General features: G+C 75.1%; 21 protein-coding genes. 9 read left to right on the plus strand and 12 right to left on the minus strand.

The annotated features are described in order from the left end of the window. Positions 1 to 30: 30 nt before the first annotated feature. Positions 31 to 2349, plus strand: coding sequence for a SpoIIE family protein phosphatase (locus ACZ8ZB_RS31225; protein WP_470740945.1), 2319 nt, complete (start codon positions 31 to 33; stop codon positions 2347 to 2349). Between the two features lie 53 nt (positions 2350 to 2402). Here the strand turns inward: ACZ8ZB_RS31225 and ACZ8ZB_RS31230 are convergent, their stop codons facing one another. The 4 genes from ACZ8ZB_RS31230 to ACZ8ZB_RS31245 all read right to left on the minus strand — a co-directional run bounded on the left by ACZ8ZB_RS31230 (position 2403) and on the right by ACZ8ZB_RS31245 (position 6457). Then, positions 2403 to 3233, minus strand: a complete 831-nt coding sequence (locus ACZ8ZB_RS31230) for an aldo/keto reductase (RefSeq protein ID WP_470740946.1) — start codon at positions 3231 to 3233, stop codon at positions 2403 to 2405. Positions 3234 to 3460: 227 nt separating this feature from the next. After that, the gene (locus ACZ8ZB_RS31235; RefSeq protein WP_470740947.1) at positions 3461 to 4966 is read right to left on the minus strand and encodes a metallophosphoesterase family protein; all 1506 of its coding nucleotides are present in this window, start codon (positions 4964 to 4966) and stop codon (positions 3461 to 3463) included. A gap of 88 nt (positions 4967 to 5054) precedes the next feature. Beyond that, entirely contained in the window at positions 5055 to 5810 is a 756-nt protein-coding gene (locus ACZ8ZB_RS31240; protein WP_470740948.1) for a dienelactone hydrolase family protein, read from the minus strand. A 26-nt stretch (positions 5811 to 5836) separates the two neighbouring features. After that, a complete protein-coding gene (locus tag ACZ8ZB_RS31245; protein ID WP_030833055.1) occupies positions 5837 to 6457 on the minus strand; it encodes an L-threonylcarbamoyladenylate synthase in 621 nt (206 codons plus the stop codon). A 146-nt stretch (positions 6458 to 6603) separates the two neighbouring features. On the opposite strand from ACZ8ZB_RS31245, the gene ACZ8ZB_RS31250 reads away from it, so the two are divergent. The 3 genes from ACZ8ZB_RS31250 (at position 6604) to ACZ8ZB_RS31260 (ending at position 10445) form a co-directional block, all read left to right on the plus strand. Continuing rightward, complete coding sequence (locus ACZ8ZB_RS31250; RefSeq protein WP_470740949.1) at positions 6604 to 8094, plus strand: helix-turn-helix domain-containing protein; 1491 nt, start codon at positions 6604 to 6606, stop codon at positions 8092 to 8094. Positions 8095 to 8358: 264 nt separating this feature from the next. Further along, a complete protein-coding gene (locus tag ACZ8ZB_RS31255) occupies positions 8359 to 8595 on the plus strand; it encodes a hypothetical protein (RefSeq protein WP_470740950.1) in 237 nt (78 codons plus the stop codon). 191 nt (positions 8596 to 8786) lie between these two features. Beyond that, the gene (locus ACZ8ZB_RS31260) at positions 8787 to 10445 is read left to right on the plus strand and encodes a catalase (protein ID WP_470740951.1); all 1659 of its coding nucleotides are present in this window, start codon (positions 8787 to 8789) and stop codon (positions 10443 to 10445) included. On the opposite strand, the gene ACZ8ZB_RS31265 is transcribed toward ACZ8ZB_RS31260, so the two are convergent. After that, complete coding sequence (locus ACZ8ZB_RS31265; protein WP_470740952.1) at positions 10442 to 11329, minus strand: fructosamine kinase family protein; 888 nt, start codon at positions 11327 to 11329, stop codon at positions 10442 to 10444. The two genes, ACZ8ZB_RS31260 and ACZ8ZB_RS31265, sit on opposite strands and share 4 nt — an antisense overlap. A gap of 155 nt (positions 11330 to 11484) precedes the next feature. Here ACZ8ZB_RS31265 and ACZ8ZB_RS31270 point away from each other — a divergent pair, with 155 nt between their 5' ends. From ACZ8ZB_RS31270 to ACZ8ZB_RS31285, 4 genes are all read left to right on the plus strand, one after another. Continuing rightward, positions 11485 to 11808, plus strand: coding sequence for a hypothetical protein (locus tag ACZ8ZB_RS31270; protein ID WP_470740953.1), 324 nt, complete (start codon positions 11485 to 11487; stop codon positions 11806 to 11808). 73 nt (positions 11809 to 11881) lie between these two features. Beyond that, complete coding sequence (locus ACZ8ZB_RS31275; protein ID WP_470740954.1) at positions 11882 to 12415, plus strand: DoxX family protein; 534 nt, start codon at positions 11882 to 11884, stop codon at positions 12413 to 12415. 90 nt (positions 12416 to 12505) lie between these two features. Beyond that, positions 12506 to 13069, plus strand: a complete 564-nt coding sequence (locus tag ACZ8ZB_RS31280; RefSeq protein WP_470740955.1) for a hemerythrin domain-containing protein — start codon at positions 12506 to 12508, stop codon at positions 13067 to 13069. 380 nt (positions 13070 to 13449) lie between these two features. Continuing rightward, positions 13450 to 14667 (plus strand): MFS transporter, encoded by a 1218-nt coding sequence (locus ACZ8ZB_RS31285; RefSeq protein ID WP_470741628.1) that lies wholly within the window; start codon positions 13450 to 13452, stop codon positions 14665 to 14667. A 103-nt stretch (positions 14668 to 14770) separates the two neighbouring features. Here the strand turns inward: ACZ8ZB_RS31285 and rfaE2 are convergent, their stop codons facing one another. The 7 genes from rfaE2 to ACZ8ZB_RS31320 form a co-directional block, all read right to left on the minus strand. Continuing rightward, positions 14771 to 16186 (minus strand): D-glycero-beta-D-manno-heptose 1-phosphate adenylyltransferase, encoded by a 1416-nt coding sequence (rfaE2, locus tag ACZ8ZB_RS31290; RefSeq protein WP_470740956.1) that lies wholly within the window; start codon positions 16184 to 16186, stop codon positions 14771 to 14773. After that, on the minus strand, positions 16183 to 16809 hold the full coding sequence (locus ACZ8ZB_RS31295; protein WP_470740957.1) for a D-sedoheptulose-7-phosphate isomerase: 627 nt from the start codon (positions 16807 to 16809) through the stop codon (positions 16183 to 16185). The genes rfaE2 and ACZ8ZB_RS31295 overlap by 4 nt, the downstream gene beginning before the upstream one ends. Positions 16810 to 16877: 68 nt before the next feature. Then, positions 16878 to 18125, minus strand: a complete 1248-nt coding sequence (locus ACZ8ZB_RS31300; protein WP_470740958.1) for a glycosyltransferase — start codon at positions 18123 to 18125, stop codon at positions 16878 to 16880. Between the two features lie 142 nt (positions 18126 to 18267). Beyond that, positions 18268 to 19332 carry a glycosyltransferase family 2 protein gene (locus tag ACZ8ZB_RS31305; RefSeq protein ID WP_470740959.1) on the minus strand — a complete coding sequence of 355 codons (1065 nt, stop codon included), beginning with the start codon at positions 19330 to 19332 and terminating at the stop codon, positions 18268 to 18270. Further along, on the minus strand, positions 19329 to 20996 hold the full coding sequence (locus tag ACZ8ZB_RS31310) for a carbamoyltransferase family protein (protein ID WP_470740960.1): 1668 nt from the start codon (positions 20994 to 20996) through the stop codon (positions 19329 to 19331). Before ACZ8ZB_RS31310 ends, ACZ8ZB_RS31305 begins: the two co-directional genes overlap by 4 nt. A gap of 74 nt (positions 20997 to 21070) precedes the next feature. Next, positions 21071 to 22033, minus strand: coding sequence for an NAD-dependent epimerase/dehydratase family protein (locus ACZ8ZB_RS31315; RefSeq protein ID WP_470740961.1), 963 nt, complete (start codon positions 22031 to 22033; stop codon positions 21071 to 21073). Positions 22034 to 22295: 262 nt separating this feature from the next. Beyond that, on the minus strand, positions 22296 to 22802 hold the full coding sequence (locus ACZ8ZB_RS31320) for a hypothetical protein (protein ID WP_470740962.1): 507 nt from the start codon (positions 22800 to 22802) through the stop codon (positions 22296 to 22298). A gap of 164 nt (positions 22803 to 22966) precedes the next feature. Between ACZ8ZB_RS31320 and ACZ8ZB_RS31325 the strand changes: the two genes are divergently transcribed. After that, the gene (locus ACZ8ZB_RS31325; protein ID WP_470740963.1) at positions 22967 to 24220 is read left to right on the plus strand and encodes a cytochrome P450; all 1254 of its coding nucleotides are present in this window, start codon (positions 22967 to 22969) and stop codon (positions 24218 to 24220) included. Positions 24221 to 24257: the final 37 nt, after the last annotated feature.

A 24257-nucleotide genomic window follows, 5' to 3' on the forward strand; every position in this document is an offset into this window, starting at 1 on the left:
GCGGGGACGCAATGGGATGATCCTGGACGAATGGATGACGCCTCCGCCGCGATGGTCGTCGATGCCCGCGGCATCGTGACGGGGTGGAGCGAGGGCGCCCGGCGGCTGACCGGACACCCGGCCGAGGAGGCCGTGGGACGGGCCGTACGGGCGCTGCTCGCCGAGGACGCGCCGCCCGGCACCACGCCCCTCCCCTCGGGCCCGGTCACCCTGCGTCACCGCGACGGTCACCCCGTGCCGGCCCGGCTCACGGTCCGGCCGCTGCTGGGCGCCCGGGGCGCCCCGGCCGGGCACCTGATCACCGCCGAGCCGGCCGACTCGGCGCGGACCTCCCTGGCCGCGCGGGCGTTCCAGCAGGCGTCCCTGGCGATCTCGGTCGTCGGCCCCGACCAGCGCTACCTCCTGGTCAACGACACCGCCTGCCGGCTGCTGGGCGAGCCGCAGGAGAACCTCGTCGGACGGTCCTGCCTGGAACCCGTGGAGGACGAGTACACCCTCGGTCTGGACCGGCATCTGCGCCGGGTCGCCGAGACCGGCGAGGCCCTGCACTACGAGATGTACAGCCGGGCCCCCGCCCAGCCCCGCCCGCACGCCTGGAACATGGAGATGTGGCCGGTCGCCGGACCCTCCGGCGAGCCGGTGGGCACCGCCCTCGCGGCGTTCGACAACACCGAGCAGCACCGGGCCCGGCAGCGGCTGGCCCTGCTGAACGAGGCCGCGACCGCCATCGGCACCACCCTGGACGTCGTACGCACGGCCGAGGAGCTCGTGGCGCTCATGGTCCCGGCGGTCGCCGACTTCGCCGCCGTCGACCTGCACGACTGGGTCCTCGGCGTCGACGAACCCCCGGTCCGGCCGGACACCGGGGTCGTACTGCGCCGGGTGGCGCACGGCTCCGCCGCCGAGGGCGCCCCCGAGGCGGCGGTGCGCCTCGGCCAGACGGACGTCTACCCGTCCTCCTCCCCGCCCGCGCGGGCGCTGCGCGAGTGCAGGGCGGTGCTCGCCCGCGCCGGCGAGCCGGACTTCGACCGGTGGCTGGCCGGGCGCGGCGTCCCCGCGCGCCTGGCCGGCATCCACTCGCTGCTGGCCGTGCCGCTGCGCGCCCGCGGCACCGTCCTCGGCGTCGCGGTGGCCGTCCGCAGCCTCCACCCCGAGGGGTACGCCGTCGACGACGCCGTGCTCGCCGAGGAACTCGCCAGCCGCGCCGCCGTCTGCGTCGACAACGCCCGCCGCTTCGCCCGCGAACGCGCCACCGCGCTCACCCTCCAGCACAGCCTGCTGCCGAAGGGGCTGCCCGGACAGGCCGCCGTCGAGGTCGCCCACCGCTATCTGCCCTCCTCGTCGGCGGCCGGCATCGGCGGCGACTGGTTCGACGTGATCCCGCTGGCCGGCAGCCGGGTCGCCCTGGTCGTGGGCGACGTCGTCGGCCACGGCATCCCCTCCACGGCCACCATGGGCCGGCTGTGCACGGCCGTGCGCACCCTCGCCGACGTGGACCTCCCGCCCGACGAACTCCTCACCCACCTCGACGACCTGGTCATCCATCTCGCCGCCGACGACCGCGAGGACGTCGGCGAACTGGGCTCCACCTGCCTGTACGCCGTCTACGACCCCGTCTCCCGCCGCCTGGCCGTGGCCGCCGCCGGGCACCCCGCGCCCGCCCTCCTGCTGCCCGACGGGACGTGCCGGCTCATCCGAGTGAACGCGGGGCCCCCGCTGGGCGTCGGGGGGCTGCCGTTCGAGGCGACGGAGCTCCAGCTGCCCGAGGGCGCCGTCGTCGCCCTCTACACCGACGGTCTGATCGAGGACCGCGACCGTGACATCGACCGCGCCACCGACGCGCTGTGCCGCGCCCTGGAGGCGCCCGCCGACTCGCTGGAGTCCCTGTGCGACGGCGTGCTGAAGGACGTACTGCCCGAGGAGCCCGGCGACGACGTGGCGCTGCTCCTGGCCCGCACCCGGGCCCTGGGCGCCGATCAGGTCGCCACGAAGGACGTGCCGCCGGACCCCGGGGAGGTGGCCGCCGCCCGGGAGTGGGCCGGCGAACGGCTGGCCGCGTGGGGGCTGGACGAGATCGCCTTCGTCACCGAACTCGTCGTCAGCGAACTGGTCACCAACGCCATCCGGTACGGCGTGCCGCCCGTCCAGCTGCGGCTGATCCGCGACCGCACCCTCATCTGCGAGGTCGCCGACGCCAGCTCCACCTCACCGCATCTGCGCCGCGCCCACGCCTACGACGAGGGCGGCCGCGGACTGCTGCTGGTGGCCCAGCTCACCCAGCGCTGGGGCAGCCGCCAGACGGACGGCGGCAAGACGATCTGGGCGGAGCAGCCGCTGCCGCAGGAGTGATCCGCCGCTCCTTCCCGTACCCCACCGCCGCACGCACCGGCCCGGGCGCCCGGTCAGAACTCCTCGTGGACCTCCGGATCCCCGCCGATCCGCCGGTGGGCGCGGTCGGCGATCGTCCGCATCTGGGCGGCGTCCAGTTCGAAGCCGAAGACGTCGAGGTTCGCGCGCTGCCGCCCGGGATCGGACGACTTGGGGACGGGGAGCACGCCCAGCTGGACGTGCCAGCGCAGCACCGCCTGGGCCGGGGTGACCCCGTGCGCCTCGGCGACGGCGGCCACGGCCAGGTCGTCCAGGAGCGTCGAGCCGCGGCCGAGCGGGCTCCAGCTCTCGATCAGCACGCCCTTGCCGGCGTGGTACGCGCGCAGTTCCTCCTGCGGGAAGAAGGGGTGCAGCTCGATCTGGTTGACCGAGGGCAGCACCCCGGTCTCCTCCTCCAGCCGCTCGATGTGGGCGGGCGTGAAGTTGGAGACGCCGATCGACCGGACGAGCCCGTCCTCACGCAGCTTGACCATGGCCCTCCAGGATTCGGCGTACCGGTCGACGCGGGGGAGCGGCCAGTGGATCAGGTAGAGGTCGACGTACTCCAGGCCGAGCCGGGCGCGGGACTCCTCGAAGGAGGCGAGGGTCTCCTCGTAGCCGTGGTGCCGTCCCGGGAGCTTCGTCGTCACGACGACCTCCTCGCGCGGGACGCCGGACCGGGCCACGGCACGGCCGACGCCGTTCTCGTTGCGGTAGTTGGCCGCCGTGTCGACGAGGCGGTAGCCCGTCCGGAGGGCCTCGGCCACCGCCCGCTCCGCCTCGGCGTCGTCCATCGGCCAGGTGCCCAGGCCCAGGGCGGGGATCGTCGTGCCGTCGTTGAGGGTGTGGCTCGGGATGCCGCTCATCAGGGTGCCTTCCCGTGGACAGTGTCGTCCCCCCAGCCTCGGGGACGAGGGGCCGGTGATCAACCGGGCGGGTAGGGAGACCGGTGGGGACGGCCGACGGAGTGGGGAACGCATGACGACGCACGGGGACGGCACGGGGGAGGACACGACGGTGGAGGTGCGTCCGGTCGGCGTGGACGGCCGGCCCTCGCAGCCGGTCACCGGTACCGCCCCCGGCCGCTGGTAGCTCAGCCGAGGGGGATGACCACCTCGTCCTCGACCGGCGGGGCGACCTCCTGCGCGCGGTGGCCGGTGGCCGCGTGACAGCGCAGCCGGATCGCCTCCGGGCTCACGTCCAGCCGCAGGAAGCACTTGAAGAACGGCGGGCTGTAGGTGGCCGAACCCGGTGAGAACAGCGACGTGTAGGCCTTGCGCACGGGCAGTCGCAGCCGCTTGCGCCGGTCGGGCCGGCGTCCGGTGCCGAGCAGCCCGGCGACCAGCCGCATCCTGCGGGTGACCCGTGCCGGCGCGCCCGGGGCCCGGGTGGGCCCGATGCCGAGGCGTTCGGCGATCACGGCCATCGCCTCGGCATCGGTGAGGGCGAAGAAGCGGCGCAGCCGCAGCCGGCGCCCGTACAGGGCGCTGTAGAAGGCCAGGGAGTCGCCGCGCAGCGGATAGCAGCGGAAGTCCCGCTCGGTGACACCGGCGACGTCCACCCGGGGGATGGTGTGGGTGGCGTGGGTGAAGGCGCCGCCGCCGCCCGCCACCACGTACTGCAGGGTGCGCCCGTCCTCCAGCCGTACCGGGTAGCGCTGGTAGTTGTGGATGTCGCCGCCTATCGCGGCCACGTAGTGGTGGGCGGGGTCGCGGACGACGTCGTCGACGGTGCCGCCGCCCTCGATCGGGCACGGGTGGTGCTCGCCGTCCACGTACAGGGGCGAGCCCGTGACGAGGATCTTCGGGCGCGGGCCGCGGGAGACCTCCCGCAGCCACGCGCCCTGTTCGGCGTCGACGGTGCCCAGCAGTCCCGTGTCGATGCCGACGATCCGCACCGGACCGGCGTCGATCGCCCAGTACGGTCCCGGCTGCACCGCCTGCTGGGAGGGCGCGGACCGCATCGCGCGTGCCTCGTCCAGGCGCCCGCCGTCCCCGGCGCGCGGCCGGTGCCACAGCAGGGAGCGCAGCCGGGCCCGGCTGAGCGGGCGCGGCGCAGGACCGGGCGGCAGCGGCGGGGCGTCGCCGCAGAAGACCCGCATGAAGCCGCCGAGGTCCTCGTACCAGTCGTGGTTGCCCGGTATGGCGTAGACCGGTCCCCGGTAGTCCCGGTACGGGCGGAAGAACTTGTCGGCGTAGTCGTCGGCGCTGCCCACCGGGTAGATCACATCACTGGCGAGCACGGCGAAGGCGGTGTCCCGGCCCTCCTCCAGCAGCCCGGGCACCACCGCGTACTGGGGCTCGCCGCCCTCGCCGGTGTCGCCGACCACCAGGAACGAGAACCGGTCCGGATCGTCGCGCCGGATCACCTTGTCGGCGGGTGCGCCGGCCGCGGCCCGCTGGGCCACCCAGCGGGCGCGGGTGTCTCCCGTGGGATCGCCGAGCCAGGAGGCCAGCACCCCGTTGCGGGCGGCCCACAGCATTCTCGGGTCGAACCAGGAGATCTTCTCGGCCTTGTGCGGCATCAGCCGCCGGTAGGCACCGCGTTCGGCGGCGCCCCAGCCGGCGCCCTCGGCGGTATCGCGTGAGGATTCGGACACCGGTGCACCGTAACAACGGTGCGGGGGGCGGCCGGAGAGCGGGGTGCCGGTGAACCCCCTTTGCACGGGACCGAGTTGGGGGCAGTGGTCAGAAGGTGCGTGCCAACAGGTCGAGCAGCGCCGCCCAGTGACGCTCGTCCGCATCCTTGTCGTACGCGGCCGTGTCGGCCTGGGTGTAACCGTGCCCGGCCCCGGCGTACACCTCGCAGCGGTGCCGGACACCGGCGTCCGTCAGGGCCCGCTCCAGGCGTTCGATCTGCTCCGGGGGCAGCGAGCGGTCCCGGTCGGCGTGGCCGAAGTACACCTCGGCGGTGATCCGGCCGGCCACCAGGTGCGGACTGTCCGGCGCGTCCGTCGCCAGCCGGCCCCCGTGGAACCCGGCCACGGCGGCCACCCGGTCCGGGTAGGCGCCGGCGGTGCGCAGGGCCAGGGCCGCGCCCATGCAGTAGCCGGTCACCGCCACCGGGCCGCCGGCCGCCGCCGGGCACTCGGCGAGCCACCGCAGATACGCCCCGGCGTCCCGCATCGCCCGCTCGGGCGTCAGCGCCCGCATGGTCGGACGGAGCCGCCGGAAGATCCCCGGCCGTGCCCCCGCGTCGATGAACTCCGGCAGCTCGACCACCGGGGCGCGCCCGCGCCGGTGGAAGACGTTCGGCACCAGGACGGTGTGGCCGGCCCGCGCCAGCCGGTCGGCCATCTCCCGCAGCCGCGGACGCAGGCCGTAGGCGTCCATGAAGAACAGGACCGCGGGACGGGCGCCCCCCTCCACGGGGTGCGTCAGGTACGCGTCGACGGTCCCGTCCTCGGTGCGGATGTCGACGTCGGTTCCCCGTACGGCGGTCATCACCGGCCCCTTCCCCTCACCCGGATTCACTCGAACCGCGAGACGTCGCCGGCGCCCCTGCGCACGATCTCCGCCTCCCCGCCCGAGAAGTCGATCACCGTGGTCGGCTCGGTGCCGCAGTCGCCGGAGTCGAGCACCGCGTCCACCTGGTGGTCGAGCAGGTCCTTGATCTCCCAGCCCTGGGTCATCGGCTCGTCCTCGCCGGGCAGCAGCAGGGTGCTGGACAGGAGCGGCTCACCGAGTTCGGCCAGCAGGGCCTGGGTGACGACGTGGTCCGGGATGCGCACGCCGACCGTCTTCTTCTTGGGGTGCATCAGCATGCGCGGCACCTCCTTCGTCGCGGGCAGGATGAACGTGTAGCTGCCAGGGGTCGATGCCTTCACCGCGCGGAACACGTCGTTGTCGATCCGCACGAACTGGCCGAGCTGCGCGAAGTCCCGGCACATCAGGGTGAAGTGGTGCCGGTCGTCCAGCTTGCGGATCGTGCGGATCCGGTCGATGCCGGAGCGGCTGCCCAGACGGCAGCCGAGTGCGTAGCAGGAGTCAGTGGGGTACGCGACGAGGGCGTCGGAGCGGATGCTCTCTGCGACCTGCGCGATGGTGCGCGGCTGGGGGTTGTCGGGGTGCACGTCGAAGTACTTCGCCATTCACCGAGCTTATGCCGCCGGGGGGCCGAGGGCCGCACACGCCGTTCCGGGGCAGGGCGCGGACGCGCGGGGTGAGCCGCGCGCACGGGTGGGGTAACGTCCCCGGCCTGGGCCGGGAACGACGAGAGAACGAGGAGAAGACCGAGGTGGCAGGCCGTGGGGACGGAATCCGGCGGACGCCGGTGACGGCCGGGGAGCATCCGGCGTGGGAGCGGGAGCTGCTCGAACACCTGCGTCCGGGCGGGCGGGACATCGGCAGGGTCGTCGACTGGCTGGCCGCCGCCGCGCACGCGGAGGTGTCCCTCCAGGACGCCGTCGGCACGCCGCTCGCCGGTTCCCGGCTGTCGCTGGACGAGGCCCTCGTCGCCGACCTCGGCTCCGGCCGGATCGCCTCCGCCGCCTGGGAGGGGGAGGGGCGCCACGTGCGCCTGGTGAGGATCGGGCACCCCTGGGAGACCCGTGTGCTGGCCGTCTCCCGCGAGGCCCCCTTCGACCGGCACACCTCCGACGTCGTCACACACACCGCCCAGGTGATCGAACTCCTGCTGACCGCCCACGAGACCACCGCCGCCGGACACCGGCTGCGGCGGGCCGCCGCCGATCTGCGGCTGGCGATCCTGCAGCTGCTGATGGTCGAGGACACCGTCGCCGCCCGCCGGGTCGCCGCCGGGTTCTGGCCCGGCCTGCTCGACGCCGACACGGCCTGCGTCTACGTCGTCGAGTCCGCGCCCGCCCTGCGCGACCGGCTCGCCGAGGAGTGCCTGGACACCACGCGGGAGGAGGCGCTGGTCGTGCGCTGCCCGGCGATGGACGGGCACGTGATCGTCGTCAGTCCCCGCGAGACCACCGCCGGCGAGCTGCGGTCGCTGGTCGAACGGCACCCGGACACCTTCCTCGGCGGCAGTGTGTGGCAGAGCCTCGCCCGCACCGCCACCGCGTACGGGCAGGCCGTCAGCGCCCTGGCGGTGGCGCGCTTCCGCGCCGACAAGACGGCCGTGTACGCCGAACGCACCCACCCGGAGCGGCTGATGGACCCCGCCGCACTGCGCGGCTGGGCGGCCCGGGTGCTGCGCCCGCTGGACGCGCTGCCGCACCACACCCGCGCCGAGCTCCTCGCCACCACCCGCCTGGGCCTGGAGTTCACCGCCGTCAGCGCGGCCAAGGTCCTCGGAGTCAGCCGCAACACCGTGCGGGCCCGCATGGAACGCGTGGAGACCATGCTCGGCGTCGACTTCGACGACGTCACCGTCCGGGCCGTGGTGCACCTGGCGCTCCAGACCCAGATCAACCTTCTGGACGGACAGACGGACGGCGACGGCACGGCGCCCTTCCCGGGCCTCGCCGACCTGCTGGGCGGCCCCGCCCTCGGCGGCTGGGCGCGGGAGCTGCTGGGGCGGCTGGAGGGGGACGCCCGGAACGTGCGCCGGACCCTGTGCGCCTGGATCGCCGCCGGCGGCAACGCCGAGCGGGCCGCGCAGAGCCTGGGCGTGCACGCCCAGACCGTGCGCGAGCACGTGCGCAGCGCCGAACCGGTCCTGGAACGCCAGTTGCTGGCCGCCGGGGCCGACCTGTACGAGGTCGTGCTGGCCCATCTGGCGGTGGGCGACCTGGAGCAGCCGGTCCTCGCGGGCGGGTGAACCGGGCCTTTCGGACTCAGTTGTGCACGGATGAGCCCTCCGGCGGCCGCAGCGGGCACCGACGCGGTACACAGACCCGCCCCGCTGCGCATAGTTTCGGCACAGCGCGGGGGCGCGACCGGAACGGGGGACCGGTCGCGCCCCGCCCTTTCGTCGCTGTGTGCCTCCGGCGGTGACGGGTACCCGTCCGCCGCTGTGGAGGCCCCCGCCCCGGCACGCCGGGGCGGACGGGCCCGTGACGAGCACCGCGACGAGGAGATCCGGATGACCAGTGAGACGGAGACCGGTGGCGCCACCGGCACGCAGGACAAGGACTACAACCTGATCTGGTACGTCGAGGCGTGCCTGAGCAACGCACTGCGCCTGGAGGGCTACATCCAGGACGCCGAACGCGCCAAGGACACCGAGGTCGCCGACCTGTTCCGCAAGGCCCAGGCGGACAGCCGCAAGGGCGCGGAACTCGGCAAGGAGCTGCTGCGCGCACGCCTGAACGGCGGCTGAGCACACCGCTGTGCCGGACTCGGCCGCCGCGCACCGCCGCGGCGGCCGGGCCCGTGCCGTCGCGGACCGCATCCCGCGCACGGTCTGACGCAACCGGCGGCTCCCCGAGTCGCCGACCGCGGTGATGCGCGGCAGCATGACCCTCGTACGCGCCACCGCGGGGGGTCGAGCAGTTCAAGGAGCCCACGATCATGACGGACGTTTCGAGCCGGGGCCCCGCTCCGGGCGACGACCGAAAGGTACTCACCAACCGGCAGGGCCATCCGGTCTACGACAACCAGAACCAGCGGACCGTCGGCTCCCGCGGCCCGGCCACGCTGGAGAACTACCAGTTCCTGGAGAAGATCAGCCACTTCGACCGGGAACGCATCCCCGAACGCGTGGTGCACGCCCGCGGCGTCACCGCGTACGGCTACTTCGAGGCGTACGGGAAGTGGGGCGACGAACCGGTCTCCCGCTACACCCGCGCCAAGCTCTTCCAGGAGGAGGGCAAGCGCACCGACGTGGCCGTCCGCTTCTCCACCGTCATCGGCGGACGCGACTCCTCCGAGGCCGCCCGCGACCCCCGCGGCTTCGCGGTGAAGTTCTACACCGAGGACGGCAACTGGGACCTCGTCGGCAACAACCTGGGCGTCTTCTTCATCCGGGACGCGATCAAGTTCCCGGACGTCATCCACGCCCTCAAGCCCGACCCGGTCACCTTCGAGCAGCAGCCGCGCCGCATCTTCGACTTCATGTCGCAGACGCCCGAGTGCATGCACATGCTGGTCAACCTGTTCAGCCCGCGTGGCATCCCGGCGGACTACCGCCACATGCAGGGCTTCGGCGTGAACACCTACAAGTGGGTCGACGCCAAGGGCGACACCAAGCTGGTCAAGTACCACTGGATGCCCAAGCAGGGCGTGCGCAGCATGACCGTCGAGGACGCGGCGAACGTCCAGGCCGAGGCGCTCGGCCACGCCACCAAGGACCTGTACGAGGCGGTGGAACGCGGCGAGTACCCGGAGTGGGAACTGCTGGTCCAGATGATGGACGACCACGACCACCCGGAACTGGACTTCGACCCGCTGGACGACACCAAGACCTGGCCGGAGCAGGACTTCCCGCCGAAGCCGGTGGGCCGGATGGTGCTGAACCGGATGCCGGACAACTTCTTCGCCGAGAACGAGCAGATCTCCTTCGGCACCGGCGTCCTCGTCGACGGTCTGGACTTCTCCGACGACAAGATGCTCGTCGGCCGGACCTTCTCCTACAGCGACACCCAGCGCCACCGGGTCGGCCCGAACTACCTGCAGCTGCCCGTCAACCAGGCCAAGCACGCCGACGTGCGCACCAACCAGCGCGACGGCCAGATGGCGTACTTCCAGGACAACGGCGGGGAGAACCCGCACGTCAACTACGAGCCGTCGATCACCGGCGGTCTGCGCGAGGCCCAGTACCCGACGCACGACGACCAGGGCCCCGAGATCGTGGGCCGGCTTACCCGCAAGCGCATCGAGCGCACCAACGACTACCTCCAGGCGGGCCAGCGGTACTGCCTGATGGAGGACTGGGAGCGCGACGACCTGGTGAAGAACTTCGTCACCCTGATCTCCCAGTGCGACCGGGAGGTGCAGGAGCGCATGGTGTGGCACTTCCTGCTGGTCGAGAACGACCTCGGCCGCAGGGTCGGCGAGGGCCTCGGGATCATGCCGGAGGACGTCGCCCACCTCGAGCCCCTGGCGAGCCAGGACCTCACCGACGAGGACCGCAAGCGGCTGGCCAACCTCGGTGACAACCCGCCGCGCGACGTGGAGGGACTCACCATGACCCACTGCGTCCCCGACGAACGGCACGTGGTGACCCGCTAGAGACGGACCGCCGACCGCGCCACCGCGAGCGCCTGCTCGGCGTAGCCGCGTCCGAACAGCACGGCGTGCACCAGCAGCGGGAACAGCTGGTGCACGCCGACGCGTGTTCGCCACCCGTCGGCGAGCGGCGCCGCCTCCCGGTAGCCGTCCAGCACCGCGTCCAGCCGGGGACAGCCGAAGAGGGCGAGCATCGCCAGATCGGTCTCCCGGTGCCCGCCGTGGGCGGCCGGATCGATCAGCCGGACGTGTCCGTCGGCGCCCCACAGAACGTTGCCGTTCCACAGGTCGCCGTGCAGCCGCGCGGGCGGCTCGGCGGGCCCGGCGAGTTCCGGCAGCCGCTCGCAGACCCGCTCGACGACGCCCGCCTCACCGGTGGTGACGGTGCCGTCGTCGACCGCCCGGCGTAGATACGGCAGGACCCGGTGCGCGGCGTACCAGCCGGGCCAGTCGTCGCCGGTGACGTTGCGCATCGGGGCGAGCCCGATGAACGCCTCCACCGGGCCGCCCGGCGGCGGCGCCCCGAAGGCCGGCGCGCCGGCCGCGTGCAGCGCGGCCAGCTCCCGCCCGAACCGCAGCGCCGCCCCCCGCCCGGGCGGGCCCTGCGCCACCCGGTCGACGACCAGCCGGTGCGCGTCGTGACCGTGCACCGCCGCTACCCGCACCGCCCCGGCCTCGGCCAGCCAGCGCAGCCCCGCCGCCTCGGCGCGCGCGGCCTCCGCTCCCGCGGTGCTCTTGACGACCACCACCCGGCCGTCGTCGAGGGCGACCTCGGCGAGTGAGGCGGACAGCGGACGCACACCGGTCACCGCCCGCCCGGTGAACCGGGCCGCCACGGCCCCCGGACCGTCACCGTCCCGGGCGGACGGACCGGGAGGGAGGCTCATGGGCGGACTCCTCACGTGCGGGTGCGCGGGCGAGCGGGGGTGCCCAGGATACGAGCCCCGCGCACGCCCGCGTTCGCCGTCGGCCGGTCACGCGGGACGGTGAAATCCCGGCCGCCGCCGATCGAAGGAAACCGCGCCGGGGGAGCACTCGGAGCATGACGAGTTCATCGTTCCAGCGCACCCTCACCCTGCCCGCCACGCTGTGCGAACAGGCCGCACAGCATCTGGAGCAGGCCGCCCGGCGGACCGTCGACGGCGCCGGGATCCCGCTGAAGGCGTTCCGCGCGGCCGCCGACAGCGACTACACCCTCCCGGTGTCCGTGGTGGAACAGGCGGCCGGCTGCCTGCTGGTCCTGGCCACGGAGACCGCCCAGACCGTACGCCCCTCGGTCCTGCGCACCACCATCGGCGTCGCCCTGTGCCTGCGCGACGCCGTGCAGGCCGTCCACCGGCCCGTCCTCACCACCCGCTTCTGGTGAGGGCGCGCCGAATGGTCCCCGCCAGGCGGGGAACCCGGCGCACCTCCACCGACCCACATCTCCAGGAGAAGGCATGAGTCTGTTGCGCGTCCTCGGCCGGCCGATGCTGGCGTCGATGTTCGTCGCGGGCGGACTGGATTCCGTCCGCAGCCCCCAGAACGTCGCCCCGGCCGCCGAGTCCGTCGTCAAGCCCGTCACCGATCGCATCGCGGTGCTGCCGGACCGCACCGAGGACGCCGTACGCCTCAGCGGCGCCGTCCAGGTCGTGGGCGGGCTGCTGCTGGCCACGGGGCGCCTGTCCCGTCCGGCGGCGCTCGCCCTCGCCGTCACGCTCGTGCCCACGACGCTGGCCGCCCACCGCTTCTGGGAGGAGGAGGAACCCGGTCAGCGCATGCAGCAGCGCATCCACTTCCTGAAGAACCTGTCCATGCTCGGCGGTCTGCTGATCGCCGCCGACGACACCGGCGCCGCCCCCTCGCTGCTCTGGCGGAGCCGGCACGCCGCCCATGACCTGCGCCGCGACGCCCACCTCGTACGCCGCTCCGTCCGGGCCGGGGCCGGCCCCGCCGCGGCGGCCGGCCGGGTCAGGGCCAGGCTGTCCCGCTGATCCGCAGGGCCGCGTTAGCTCCCCGGGGACGGGGGGACCCGTCGGCGGGTGGACCCGGCCGGGTGCCACCACGAACCGGAGGTGAAGGACATGGGACACGGAGGCGACGTCATCGACGAGCTGGTGACCGATCACCGGGAGGTCGAGGAGCTCTTCGGCAGGATCGAGGCGCTGCCGCCCGGCCACAAGGACCGCAAGGTGTACGCCGACCAGGCCACCATCGAGCTGGTCCGGCACTCGGTGGCCGAGGAGGCGTACCTCTACCCGGCCGTGCGGGAACACGTGGAGAACGGGGACGCGCTGGCCGACCGTGAGCTCGAGGACCACGCCACGGCCGAGCGGACGATGAAGGACCTGGAGGGCTGCGACGCGGGCGATCCCGAGTTCGACCGGCTCATCGGCGCGCTGATGAGCGAGATCCGCGAACACATCGCCGACGAGGAGCAGAACCTGTTCCCGATGCTGCGCGCCTCCTGCACCCCGGAGCAGCTCGACCGGCTCGGCGACAAGGTCCGGCAGGCGAAGAAGACGGCCCCGACCCGGCCGCACCCGGCCGCCCCGGACAAGCCCCCGGCGAACAAGCTGCTGGCACCGGGCGCGGGGATGGTGGACCGGATCCGCGACGCGCTGAGCGGACGCGGGAAGCACGACTGACCCGGGAGCCGGCAAGGGCATACGAGGACGGGGGAGGGCCCGGCGCCCAGGCGCCGGGCCCTCCCCCGTCCCTGCCCGTCCCCGGTCGCTGTGAGCAACCGCACTCACGGCCCAAGTCCCCTCCCGTACCGCCCCTTTGACGCCCGCACCCCCGTGATCCCCGGCCACTCGGAAACGACTCGGCCGTCCCTTCTGCCACGATGGGCCGCGCCCTGTCCGGGTGACGGGAGCCGCCGCGCAGCGCAGCCGGCGTTCTGCCTCCCGCACCCCTCCGCTGAGTCCTCCGACTCGTCCTTCCGAGTGGCGCCCCTGTGTCTTCCCCGCCCGCCCCCGCCCAGCCCGAGTCCCGCTCGCCCTGGCGTTCCCTGCGGCACCGCAGCATGCGCTGGTGGTCCGTCGCGAACTTCGTGTCCAACGCCGGTACGTGGATGCAGCTCACGGTGCAGAACCTGCTGGTCCTGCAGATCACCGGGTCCGCCGCGGCCACCGGCCTGTCCATGTCCGTGCAGGCCGCCCCGGCCCTGCTCATGAGCGTCCTCGGCGGCGCGGCGGTCGACCGCTGGCCGCGGAAGCTGACGGCCGCCGTCAGCCAGGCGCTGCTGGCCCTGATCGCGTTCACCACGGCCACCCTGGTGGCGCTCGGCCGGCTCGACATGACGTCCCTGATGGTGCTGGCCGCCGTCACCGGCGTCGTCGCCACCGTCGACAACCCGGCGTGCGCCCTGCTGGGCAACGACCTGGTCCCCGCCGAGGACGTGCCCTCCGCCATCGGCGTGGGCGCGCTGGTGTTCAACGCGGGCCGGCTCGCGGGCGCCGCGCTCGCCGGCGTGACCGTCGGGTTCCTCGGCACGGCCGCCGCCTACTTCGCCAACGGTTTCTCCTTCCTGTTCGTGACCGCGGTCATCCCGTTCCTGCGCCCGGCGGCGGGAGCGGTCCGGCACGTCGCCGAGAAGGGCGCGCGTCCGGGCAGCGCCATGACCGTCCGCGAGGGGCTCGCCTTCTTCGTCCGCCGGCCCCGACTGCTCGCGCTCGCCGGGGTGACCGGTGTCAGCGCGGTCTTCGGCCGCAACTACGGGCTCACGCTCGCCGTCCTGGTCACCGGGCCGCTCGCGGGCGGCGCCGGGGCGTTCGGCACGGTGTCCACCGTCCTCGCGGTCGGCGGCATCCTCGGCGCGGTGCTCGGCGCGCGGCTGCGCCGACCCTCCGTGCGGCTGGTCGGGGCCCTCGCGGCGACGGGTGCGCTGCTGCAGGTGGTGGCGGGGATGTCCCCGTCGCTGGCCGTGCTGCTCGTGCTGGTGCTGCCCATGGCCGTCGTCGAGTCCGTCTCCGACACCGCCGGGACGGCCGTCCTGCAGACCGACCCGCCCGCCCACCTGCGCGGACGCGTGCTCGGCGTCTGGGGCAGCGTCGGCACCGTGTGGAGCCTGGGCGGTCCGCCCGCCCTGGGCCTCCTGATGGAACTCGCCGGCCCCCGCGGCGCCCTGATCACCGGCGGCCTGATCATCGCCGTGTCGATCACGGCCGGCCACCTCCTCCACACCCGCCGCACCACGGCCTCGCCCGTCCTCCAGCGGGCCACCCTGGAGACAGCGGCGTGACTCCCGGCCCGTCCGGCGCTCGAGGACGAGGCCCGCAGGGCCGACAGGGGGGTCCGGGAAGGGGCGGCGGGGGCGAGGAGACCTCCCCGCCCCGCCCCCGGGCTCACCCGTCCGACGCCCGCAGGGCCACCGCCGCCGCCTCGGCCGCCCGCCGGGCCAGCGCGGTCGTGGACCGCCCGTCCAGATACGGCAGCACCACCGCCTGTCCGCCCCAGGACCGCAACACCTCCGCCTCCGGCAACTCCTGCACGGAGTAGTCCCCGCCCTTCACCCACACGTCGGGCCGCAACCGCCCCAGCACCGCCTCGGGCGTGTCCTCCTCGAAGACCACCACAGCGTCCACGCTCCCCAGCGCCGCCAGCACCCTCATCCGGTCCGCCACCGGCGTCAGCGGCCGCCCCGTCCCCTTCCGGCGCGTGACCGACGCATCGGAGTTCAGGCACACGATCAGACAGTCGCCGACCCGCCGCGCGCTCTCCAGCAGCCCGACGTGCCCCGCGTGCACCAGATCGAAGCAGCCCCCCGTGGCGACCACCGTCCCCCCACGCGCCCGCACCCTCTCCGCCAGCTCGAACGCGTCGGCGGCCGGATCGTGCGCGGGGCCCGGCACGGCCGGCGCGTGCCACAGGTCCGGATTCCCCGCCCCGCCCGCCGCGACGAACGCCGCCGCGTCGGCGACCGCCCGCTGCAGCGCCTCCTCCGGCAGCAGCCCGTCGGCCAGCGCCGCGACCGTCGTCGCCGCGAAGCAGTCGCCCGCGCCGCACGGGTCCCCGTCCGCCCGGAACGGCGCCGGGATCAGCATCGGCGTCCCCCCGCCGGGCCGGGTCAGCAGCACCCCGCGGTCCCCGAGCGTCACCGCGACCCCCGCCGCCCGCCAGCGCTCCGCCAGCACCGCCCCGCGCTCGGCGAAGGCGCCCAGCGACGCGCCGGACACCCCCGGCGTGTCCGCGCACAGGGCGACCGCCTCCGCCGCGTTGGGCGTGACGAGGCGCGCCCCCGGCACCGGGGAGTCCCCCTTGGGATGCGGGTCCCACACCAGGGGCGTGCGCCGCGCCGCGTCCGCCAGATGCGGGCGCACGGCCCCCGCGGTGTGCCGTCCGTAGTCCGCGACGAGGACGGCGTGCGCGCCCGCGAGCGCCTCGCGCACCGCGTCGTCCGGCTCGCCCGGCGTCCCGCCGCCCCGGTCGATGCGGACCACGGGCCGTCCGCCCGCCAGCACCCGCGTCTTCACCGGCAGCGTGCCGTGCAGCGGCAGCTCGAGGAGCCGGACCCGGCCGTCGAGCTCCCGGCGCACGGCCTCGCTGGCCGGGTCGTCGCCGAGCGCGGTCACCAGCACCACGTCCCGGCCGCCGCGGGCCGCGAGCGCGGCGGCCAGCCCGGCCCCGCCCGGATGCCGGCGGTCACCGGTGACGTCGACGACCGGGGCGGGCGCGTCCGGGGCCAGCCGGGTCGCGACCCCTTCGATGTCCTCGTCGAGCAGGACGTCCCCCACGACCACCAGCGGCTTCGGACCGGTCATGACACCCTCCCGGGGACGGCCGCCGCACTCCGTGCGAGGGGCGCGGCCACGGCGGCGTCGAAACACTCGCAGAGCAGGTGCACGGCGACCAGATGCGTCTCCTGGACGGTCGCGGTGCTGCCCGCCGCCACGCACAGCGCCTCGTCCGCGGCCTCCGCCAGCGGGTTCGGGCCGGGTCCGGTGAGCGCCCAGACCCGCAGCCCGGCCTGCCGGGCGGTCACCGCCGCCGCGATCAGATTGGCGCTGCGGCCCGAGGTGGACAGCAGCATCAGCACGTCGCCGGGACGCCCGTGGGCGGTCACCTGGCGGGCGTAGACGTGGTCGAAGCCGTAGTCGTTGCCGATGGCGGTGACGCTGGAGGTCTCCGCGTGCAGGGCGAGCGCCGAGTAGGCGCGCCGCTCCCTGCGGTAGCGGCCGACCAGTTCGGCGGTCAGGTGCTGGGCCTGGGCGGCGCTGCCGCCGTTGCCGGCGGCCAGCAGCCGTCCGCCGTCGGTGAGGACGGCGGCGAGGCGTCCGCCCCAGTCCGCGATCCGGGGCAGGCCGCCCCGGCAGAGGCCGTCGAGGGCCTCCTGGAGCGACCGGCAGTGCAGCCGGGCGGCGTCGAGCGAGGGATGTTCGGTCATGGTGTTCCGGGCGCACCGCCTCGTCGGCGGCGAGGCCCGCACCTCCTTCCAGCAGCGGACGCCGGCGGTCAGCCGGTCCCGGTCGTGGCGGGCTCGGCGTCGAGGACCTCGCAGTACGCAGCCTCGGTGGCGGCGGCGATCCGCGCCCAGCCGTAGCGGCTGAGCACCCGGCGGCGGCCGGCCGCCCCGCACGCCCGACGGGCCGCCGGGTCGGCGAGCAGGCCGGCCACGGTCCGGGCCAGCGCCTCGGGGTCGCCGGGCGGCACCAGCCGGCCGGTGCCGGGATCGGCGACCGTGTCGAGCTGACCGCCGACCGCGCTGGCCACCACCGGACGGCCGCAGGCCATGGCCTCCAGCGGGACGATCCCGAAGGGCTCGTAGTCGGCGGGGCACAGCACCACGTCGGCGGAGCGCAGCAGCGCCGGCACCCGCCCTGGGGCCACCCCGCCGGTGAACCGCACCCGGCCGGCGACCCCGGCGTCCCGCGCGACGCCGCGCAGCCGGCGCACCTCCGGGTCGGCGTCGAGGCGGTCCGCGGGGGGACCGCCGACCACCAGCAGCTCGGTGTCGGGCAGCCGGGCCAGCGCGGCCACCGACACCGCGGCGCCCTTGCGGGGCACCAGCCGCCCGAGCTGCACCAGCCGGTACCGGAACGGGCCGCGCGGCGCGACCGGGCCCACCGGCGAGAACCGGTCCGTGTCGACGCCGCACGGCACGACGCCGATCCGGTGCGCCGGGACACCCATCCGGACCAGCTCGGCGACCTCGTCCCGGCAGGTGGCGATGACACGGTCGCAGCCCAGCCCCACCTCGATCTCGCAGCCGATCCGCTCCGGCGGACTGGTGTCGGCGAGCCGCTGGTGCCGGCGCTTCACCGTGCCCAGCGCGTGGTACGTGTGCAGCAGCGGCAGCCCCAGTTCCCGGGCCGCCCCCAGCGAGGCCAGCCCCGACATCCAGTAGTGCGAGTGCGCCACGTCCGGGGTGCGCGCCCGCCACACCCGGGCCAGACAGCGCCCGAACCCGTCCATGTACGGCAGCAGCCGGTCCTTGGGCACCGGCCGCGCGGGGCCCGCCGGGACGTGGTGCACCTCGACCCCCTCGCGCAGCGTCACCCGGTCGGGCAGGTCGGGCGCGTCACGGCGGGTGTGCACGGTGACGCGGTGGCCGCGGTCGGCGAGCGCCCCGGCCAGGGCGGCGACATGGACGTTCTGCCCGCCGGCGTCCACCCCGCCGAGGGCGGCGAGCGGACTCGCGTGCTCCGAGACCAGGGCGATGGACAGCACGCCCGGGGGGAGAGGGCCGGAAGCGGGGATCATGAGCGCACCTCCGTGATCGGCCGCGGCACGGGCCGCGGCGGAATGTTCATAGGGCCGCTCCCCGGGCGGTCCGCTCCTTCCGCCCCCGCACCGGACACCACGGGTCCGCCGCGCCGGCGGGGGGCGGCTCCGGCCGGGCGGATCACGAGGGCTGCCGTTCGCCGGCCCCCGGACGGTGCGCCGGCGCGGGCGGCCCGGCCCGGTGCGTACGGGACCGTGCCGTGCGGTGCACGACATGGCCGCGCAACCAGTGCCAGGTCGCGGCAGGCGGGATGAGCACGCTGGTCAAGGCCATGGTGATGACCTCGTCCCGGGTACGCGGACCGGGCAGGATCCGGGCGAGGGCGAACTCCGCAGTTCCCGCCAGCCACCCGGTGGCACACGCCACCGCCGCGCACAGCCGGCCGGCCAGCGCGCACCCCGCTGCCGTCAGCCCCGCCGCGGTCACCGCCAGGTGCAGCGGCAGACGGCCCCGGGGAGCCTGTGCCCGCCGCCACCAGCCGCGCCCGTGCAGCCTGGTCATCAGCACGTCGTCGGCGTTGCCCGCCTGGAGCCGCACGGAGACCCAGCGCCCGGCGGGCCGTACCGGATGGGCGGTGGTGCGGCGGCCCTCGGACAGCGTCCAGCCGGCGTCGAGCACGCGCAGCGCCAGGTCCGCGTCCTCCCGGAAGGCCCTGTGGAACCGTTCGTCGAAACCGCCGACGGCCTCCAGTGCCCGGCGGCGGTACACCATGTCGGCGGTGATCCAGCGGGCCCGGGCGAGCCCGGCGGTGACCCGCTCCCAGTCGGTGGGCGGCCGGTCCGGTGGCAGGGGCACCTCGATCAGGGCGGTGATCCCGGCGGTCGCGACGCTCGCCCCTGCGAGGTCGAGCGCGAGGTCGTCGGCCCAGGTGGGGCCGGGCACCACGTCGTCGTCGAGGAAGACGATCCACGGCGCGTCCCCGGCGGCCCGCCACCCGGTGTTGCGGGCGGCGGCCGGGCCTCGCGCCCCGCCGGGCACGACGAGGGTGCGCGAGCGCAGCGACGGCGGAACGGCGGCGGTCAGCGGCGCACCGGCCGGGTCCGGGCGGTCGTCGACCACCACGACCCGCGCCGGGCCGGGCCCGTCCGCCTCGGCCAGCGCCCGCAGACACCGCCCGAGGCAGGGCCGGCCGAGCGTCGGCACCACCACCGCGTACTCCCCGGCCGGGGCGACCGGCCCGGTCACCGCACGCCCTCGCCGTCGTCGCCGGAGCGGAACAGATCGCCGCGCCGGATCGCGTACGGACCGATGGCCAGGAGGTCGACGGGGGAGGAGCCGAAGCACTCCAGGGCGTCGCGCGGGTCGTCCACCATCGGCCGGCCCGCCGTGTTGAGGCTGGTGTTGACGACCACGGGCAGCCCGGTCAGCCGCTCGAACTCGCTCAGCATGCGCGCCACCAGGGGCTCGCGCGCCGGATCGACCGTCTGGATGCGGGCGGTGCCGTCGACGTGCACCACGGCCGGGATGCGGTCCCGCCAGGCGGGCGCCACGTCGTGCACGAACAGCATGTACGGGCTGGGCAGCGGCCCGTCGAAGATCCCGGCGGCCCGGTCGGCGAGCACCATCGGCGCGACCGGGCGGAACTGCTCGCGCCCCTTGACGTCGTTGAGCCGCTCCAGGTTGCCCGCGTGCCCGGGATGGGCCAGCAGGGAGCGGTGGCCCAGCGCCCGGGGGCCGTACTCGCCGCGTCCCTGGAACCAGGCGACGATGCCGTTGTCGGCCAGCGCCCGGGCCACGGTGGAGGCGATGTCGGGGGGCCGTGCGAAGGGCACGGCGGCGGTCTTCAGCCACGCCCCCAGCTCCGCGTCCGACCAGTCCCGGCCGAGGTCGGCGCCGGTCATGGGCTCCGGTTCGTCACCGGCGCCGGCCGACAGCAGCAGGGCGCCGCCCAGCGCGGTCCCCGCGTCCCCGGCCGCGGGCTGCACCCACACCCGGGAGAACGGACCCTCGCGGGCGATGCGGGAGTTGGCGACGCAGTTCAGGGCGACGCCCCCGGCGAGGGCGAGCACGGAGCCGCGGGTACGGCCGTGCAGCCAGCGCACCAGGTCCAGCAGGGTCTCCTCCAGTACCGCCTGCGCGCTCGCGGCGACGTCGGCGTGGTCCCGGGTCCACGGTTCGTCCGGGCCGCGCGGCGCGCACAGTCCGGCCCAGGGCACGCCGGTGGCGTGGAAGCCGCCGTCGCCGGTCGGGTACACGTACCGGCGCAGCTCGGGCAGCATGCGCGGGGTGCCGTGGGAGGCGAGGGCCATCACCTTGAACTCGTCACAGGAGCGCAGGAAGCCGAGGTGCTCGGTGAGTTCCTCGTAGACCAGGCCGAGCGAGTGGGGGAGGTCCTGTGCGCGCAGGGGTTCGAGCCGGTCGCCCACCCGGCGGGCGGCGAGGTGCGAGGCGCGTTCGCCGCGGCCGTCCAGCACGAGGACGCAGCAGTCCCCGGCGTCCGGTGCGGCGAAGGCGCCGGAGGCGGCGTGCGCCATGTGGTGGGGTACGAAGCGGACGAGGCCGGGATCGAGTCCGGGCAGGGCGGTCCGCAGGAAGCCGGGGGCCTCCCGCGCGTAGGTGAGCCGCAGGTGGTCCCACGGGTCGTCCAGGCCCATCGCGTCGGCGGGGCGGGCCAGCGCGGGGTCGAAGGAGTAGGCGACCGCGTCGAGGTCCTCCGGGCGCAGCCCGGCCCGCTTCAGACACCAGGCGGCGGCCTGCTCGGGCAGCTCCCAGGCGGAGAACGGCAGCGGACGCTTGCCGTGCTTGCGCCGGGAGAACCTCTCCTCCTCCGCGGCGGCGACGGTCCGTCCGTCGATCACCAGGGCGGCCGCGGGGTCGTGGAAGAGGGCGTTGATACCGAGGATGCGCATGGGCGGAGGGGCCTTTCGCGGATCGGGCGGCCGGGTGGGGCCGCGGTGTCCTGGGCCGGCGGGGACGGCCGCGCTCAGCGGCGTGCTCCGGCGCGGAACCAGTCGATCGTGCGGCGCAGCCCTTCCTCGGCGCCGACCAGGGGCTCCCAGCCCAGCTTGTCGCGGGCCAGCGTGATGTCCGGGCAGCGCACGGCCGGGTCGTCCACCGGGCGTTCGATGTAACGGATCTCCGAACGGGAACCGGTGAGTGCGACCACGAGACGGGCCAGGGCGAGCATGGTGATCTCGACGGGGTTGCCGATGTTGACGGGGCCGCGCATGCCGTGGCCGGCCGCCGCGAGGACGCCGGCCACCGTGTCGTCGACGTAGCACAGCGAGCGGGTCTGCAGACCGTCACCGGTCACGGTGAGGGGTTCGCCGGCCAGGGCCTGCCGGACGAAGGTCGGCACGGCGCGGCCGTCGTGGCCGCGCATCCGCGGGCCGTAGGTGTTGAACAGCCGCACGATGCAGGTGTCCGTGCCGTGGGTCTCCGCGTGGGCGGTGGTCAGCGCCTCGCCGAAGCGCTTGGCCTCGTCGTAGACACTGCGCGGGCCGACCGGGTTGACGTGGCCCCAGTACCGCTCGTCCTGCGGATTCTGCTGCGGGTCGCCGTAGACCTCCGAGGTGGAGGCGAGGACGAAGCGGGCCTCGGCGTCATGGGCGAGCCTCAGGGCGTTGCGGGTGCCGAGACTGCCCGTCTCCATGGTGTGCAGCGGCAGTCGCAGATAGTCCGCGGGGGAGGCGGGGGAGGCGAAGTGCAGCACCAGGTCGGGCGGCCGGTCGACCGGCAGCTCCTGCGCCACGTTGGCCCGCACCAGCGTGAACCCGGGCCGTTCGAGCAGCGGGGCGATGTTCTCCGGCCGGCCGGTGCTCAGGTCGTCCACGCAGGTGACGGCGGCGCCCGCGTCGAGCAGGGCGGCGCACAGATGGGAGCCGACGAATCCCGCGCCACCGGTGACGACGGCGTGCTCCCACTTCCGGGATATGACGGTGCTCATGCCGACCACCCTGCCCCCCGCCCCCGCTCCCGGCACGACCGCCTACTGCATTCCGGTGAACCACCCGGCGTCACCGCCCGGCGCCCCGCCCACCGCGGTCGGTCGTGCCTCCCCCCGTGCCTCAAGGCCGGAAGGCGCCCCAGGGCGGCACGGGCGGGCGCTGGGGGGGCACCCCCTCCGGGGGAGGCACCCCGCAGGCGCCGGGCCGCGCACCCCGCCTCCGGCCCGCCCGCGCACGCCGGCCCGGCGGGAAGCCGCGGGGTCACGTCACGAGCGTGGTGTCCGGATCGAGCCGCCCGAGAAGCGCCGACCGGTGCAGCCCCGCCACCGGATCGACCAGATCCGGATGCCGCAACAGCGCCGCCGCACCCCGGTCCGACTCATCGGGCGCGAGCAGCCGCCGGAACTCGGCGCACCCGTCCCCGCCCAGCGCCGCCACCGCGGCCGCCGCCAGCCGGGCGTCGGCCAGCAGACACACCGCCCAGCTCGCCACGACCTCGTCGACCCACGTGCGCCAGCCCTCCCCCTCGCCCCCGTCCCCCGCATCCGCCCCGGTGACCCAGTCGAGCCGCCCGGAACCCCCCGGCCCCGCCAGCCCGACCAGGGCGGCGTCCATCTCCGTCGGATACCGCAGCCGCGCGGCGACGGTCACCGCCTGCCGCGCCTGCACCTCGCACAGCGCGGCCGCCAGCGCCCCGCCGGGCGCGGGAAAGGAACGTGTCAGCCACTGCGCGGTCGCCGCGATGACCGGGGAGAGATCTGCTTGCACTGCCGGGCCGTCCGAGCTGCTGGGGTGAAAGGACCGCGCGGAACGCTAGCCGTCGCCCCGCCCGCCCCGATATGACCCCGACCTCCTTCGGCACGTGGCCTCGGCCACATCCGGACGGGCGCCCCCCGGAGTGTTCCGGCACCCCCTGGGGGCACCCGACGGCCATGGACGTACTCAGCCGCCCTTTGCTCGACCGCACCCTGCCGCTGCTGGCCGAGGGCTACGCCTGGCTGCCCAACCGGATGCGCGACACCCCCGGCCCCGTGGTCCGCACCAGGATCCTGGGCCGGCCCGCACTCGCCCTGCGCGGACCCGAGGCGGTGCGGTTCTTCTACGACGAACGGAACGTGCACCGGCACCGCGCCATCCCCGAACCCGTACTCGCCACCCTGTTCGGCCACGAGGCGGTGCACACCCTGGACGGCGTCGCCCACCGCGCCCGCAAGTCCCTGTTCCTGCCGCTGCTCGAACCCGGCCGGATCGCCGGCCTCGTCGGCCATGTCACCGCCGCCTGGGACGAGGCCGTACCCGCCTGGAGCCGGCGCGGCTCGGTCGTGCTCTTCGACGAGGCGAGCACGGTGCTGGCCACCGGGGCCCACCGGTGGGCCGGCATACCCCTGGACGACGCCGGCGCCGAGGCGACGGCCCGCGACATGATCGCCATGGTCGACGGCTTCGCCACCGCCGGACCGCGCCACCTGCGGGCCCGGCGCGCCCGCTCCCGGCAGGAGGAACGGCTGGGCCGGCTGGTGCGGGACGTACGGTCCGGCACGGTCACCGCCCCCGCGGGCTCCGTCCTCGACCTGGTGTGCCGGCACCGCGACGCGGACGGCGAACCGCTGGACGAGAAGACCGCCGGGGTGGAGCTGCTCAACGTCGTCCGCCCGACGACCGCCGTCGCCTGGTTCGTCGCCTTCACCGCGCACGCCCTGCACAAGTGGCCCGAGCACCGCGCGCCCCTGGCGGACGGCGACCTCCGGTTCACCGCCGCGTTCGCCCACGAGGTGCGCCGCTTCTACCCGTTCGTGCCGTTCCTCGGCGGCCTGGCCGCCCGGGACCTGTACTGGCGGGGCGAGTGGGTCCCGGCCGGCGGGCTGGTGGTGCTCGACGTGTACGGGCAGAACCACGACGAGTCGCTGTGGGGTGATCCGTACGCCTTCCGCCCGCAGCGTTTCCTCGAACGGTCCGTGGCGCGCGACGAACTGATCCCGCAGGGCGGCGGGGACCCGGGCACCGGCCACCGCTGCCCCGGCGAGGGCGTCACCGTCGGCGTGCTGGAGGCGCTCGCGGTGCGGCTCGCCCGCATGGAGTACACGGTGCCGGAGCAGAACCTCACGATTCCGCTGCACCGGGTCCCGACCCGCCCGCACAGCGGCGTACTCCTGTCCGGCGTACGCCCGCCCGCCGTTCCCTCGTGACGCCGCGCCCCTCCGGAATCCGCGGCGCCGGCGGCTC

The organism is Streptomyces sp. 12E (genome assembly GCF_055633275.1).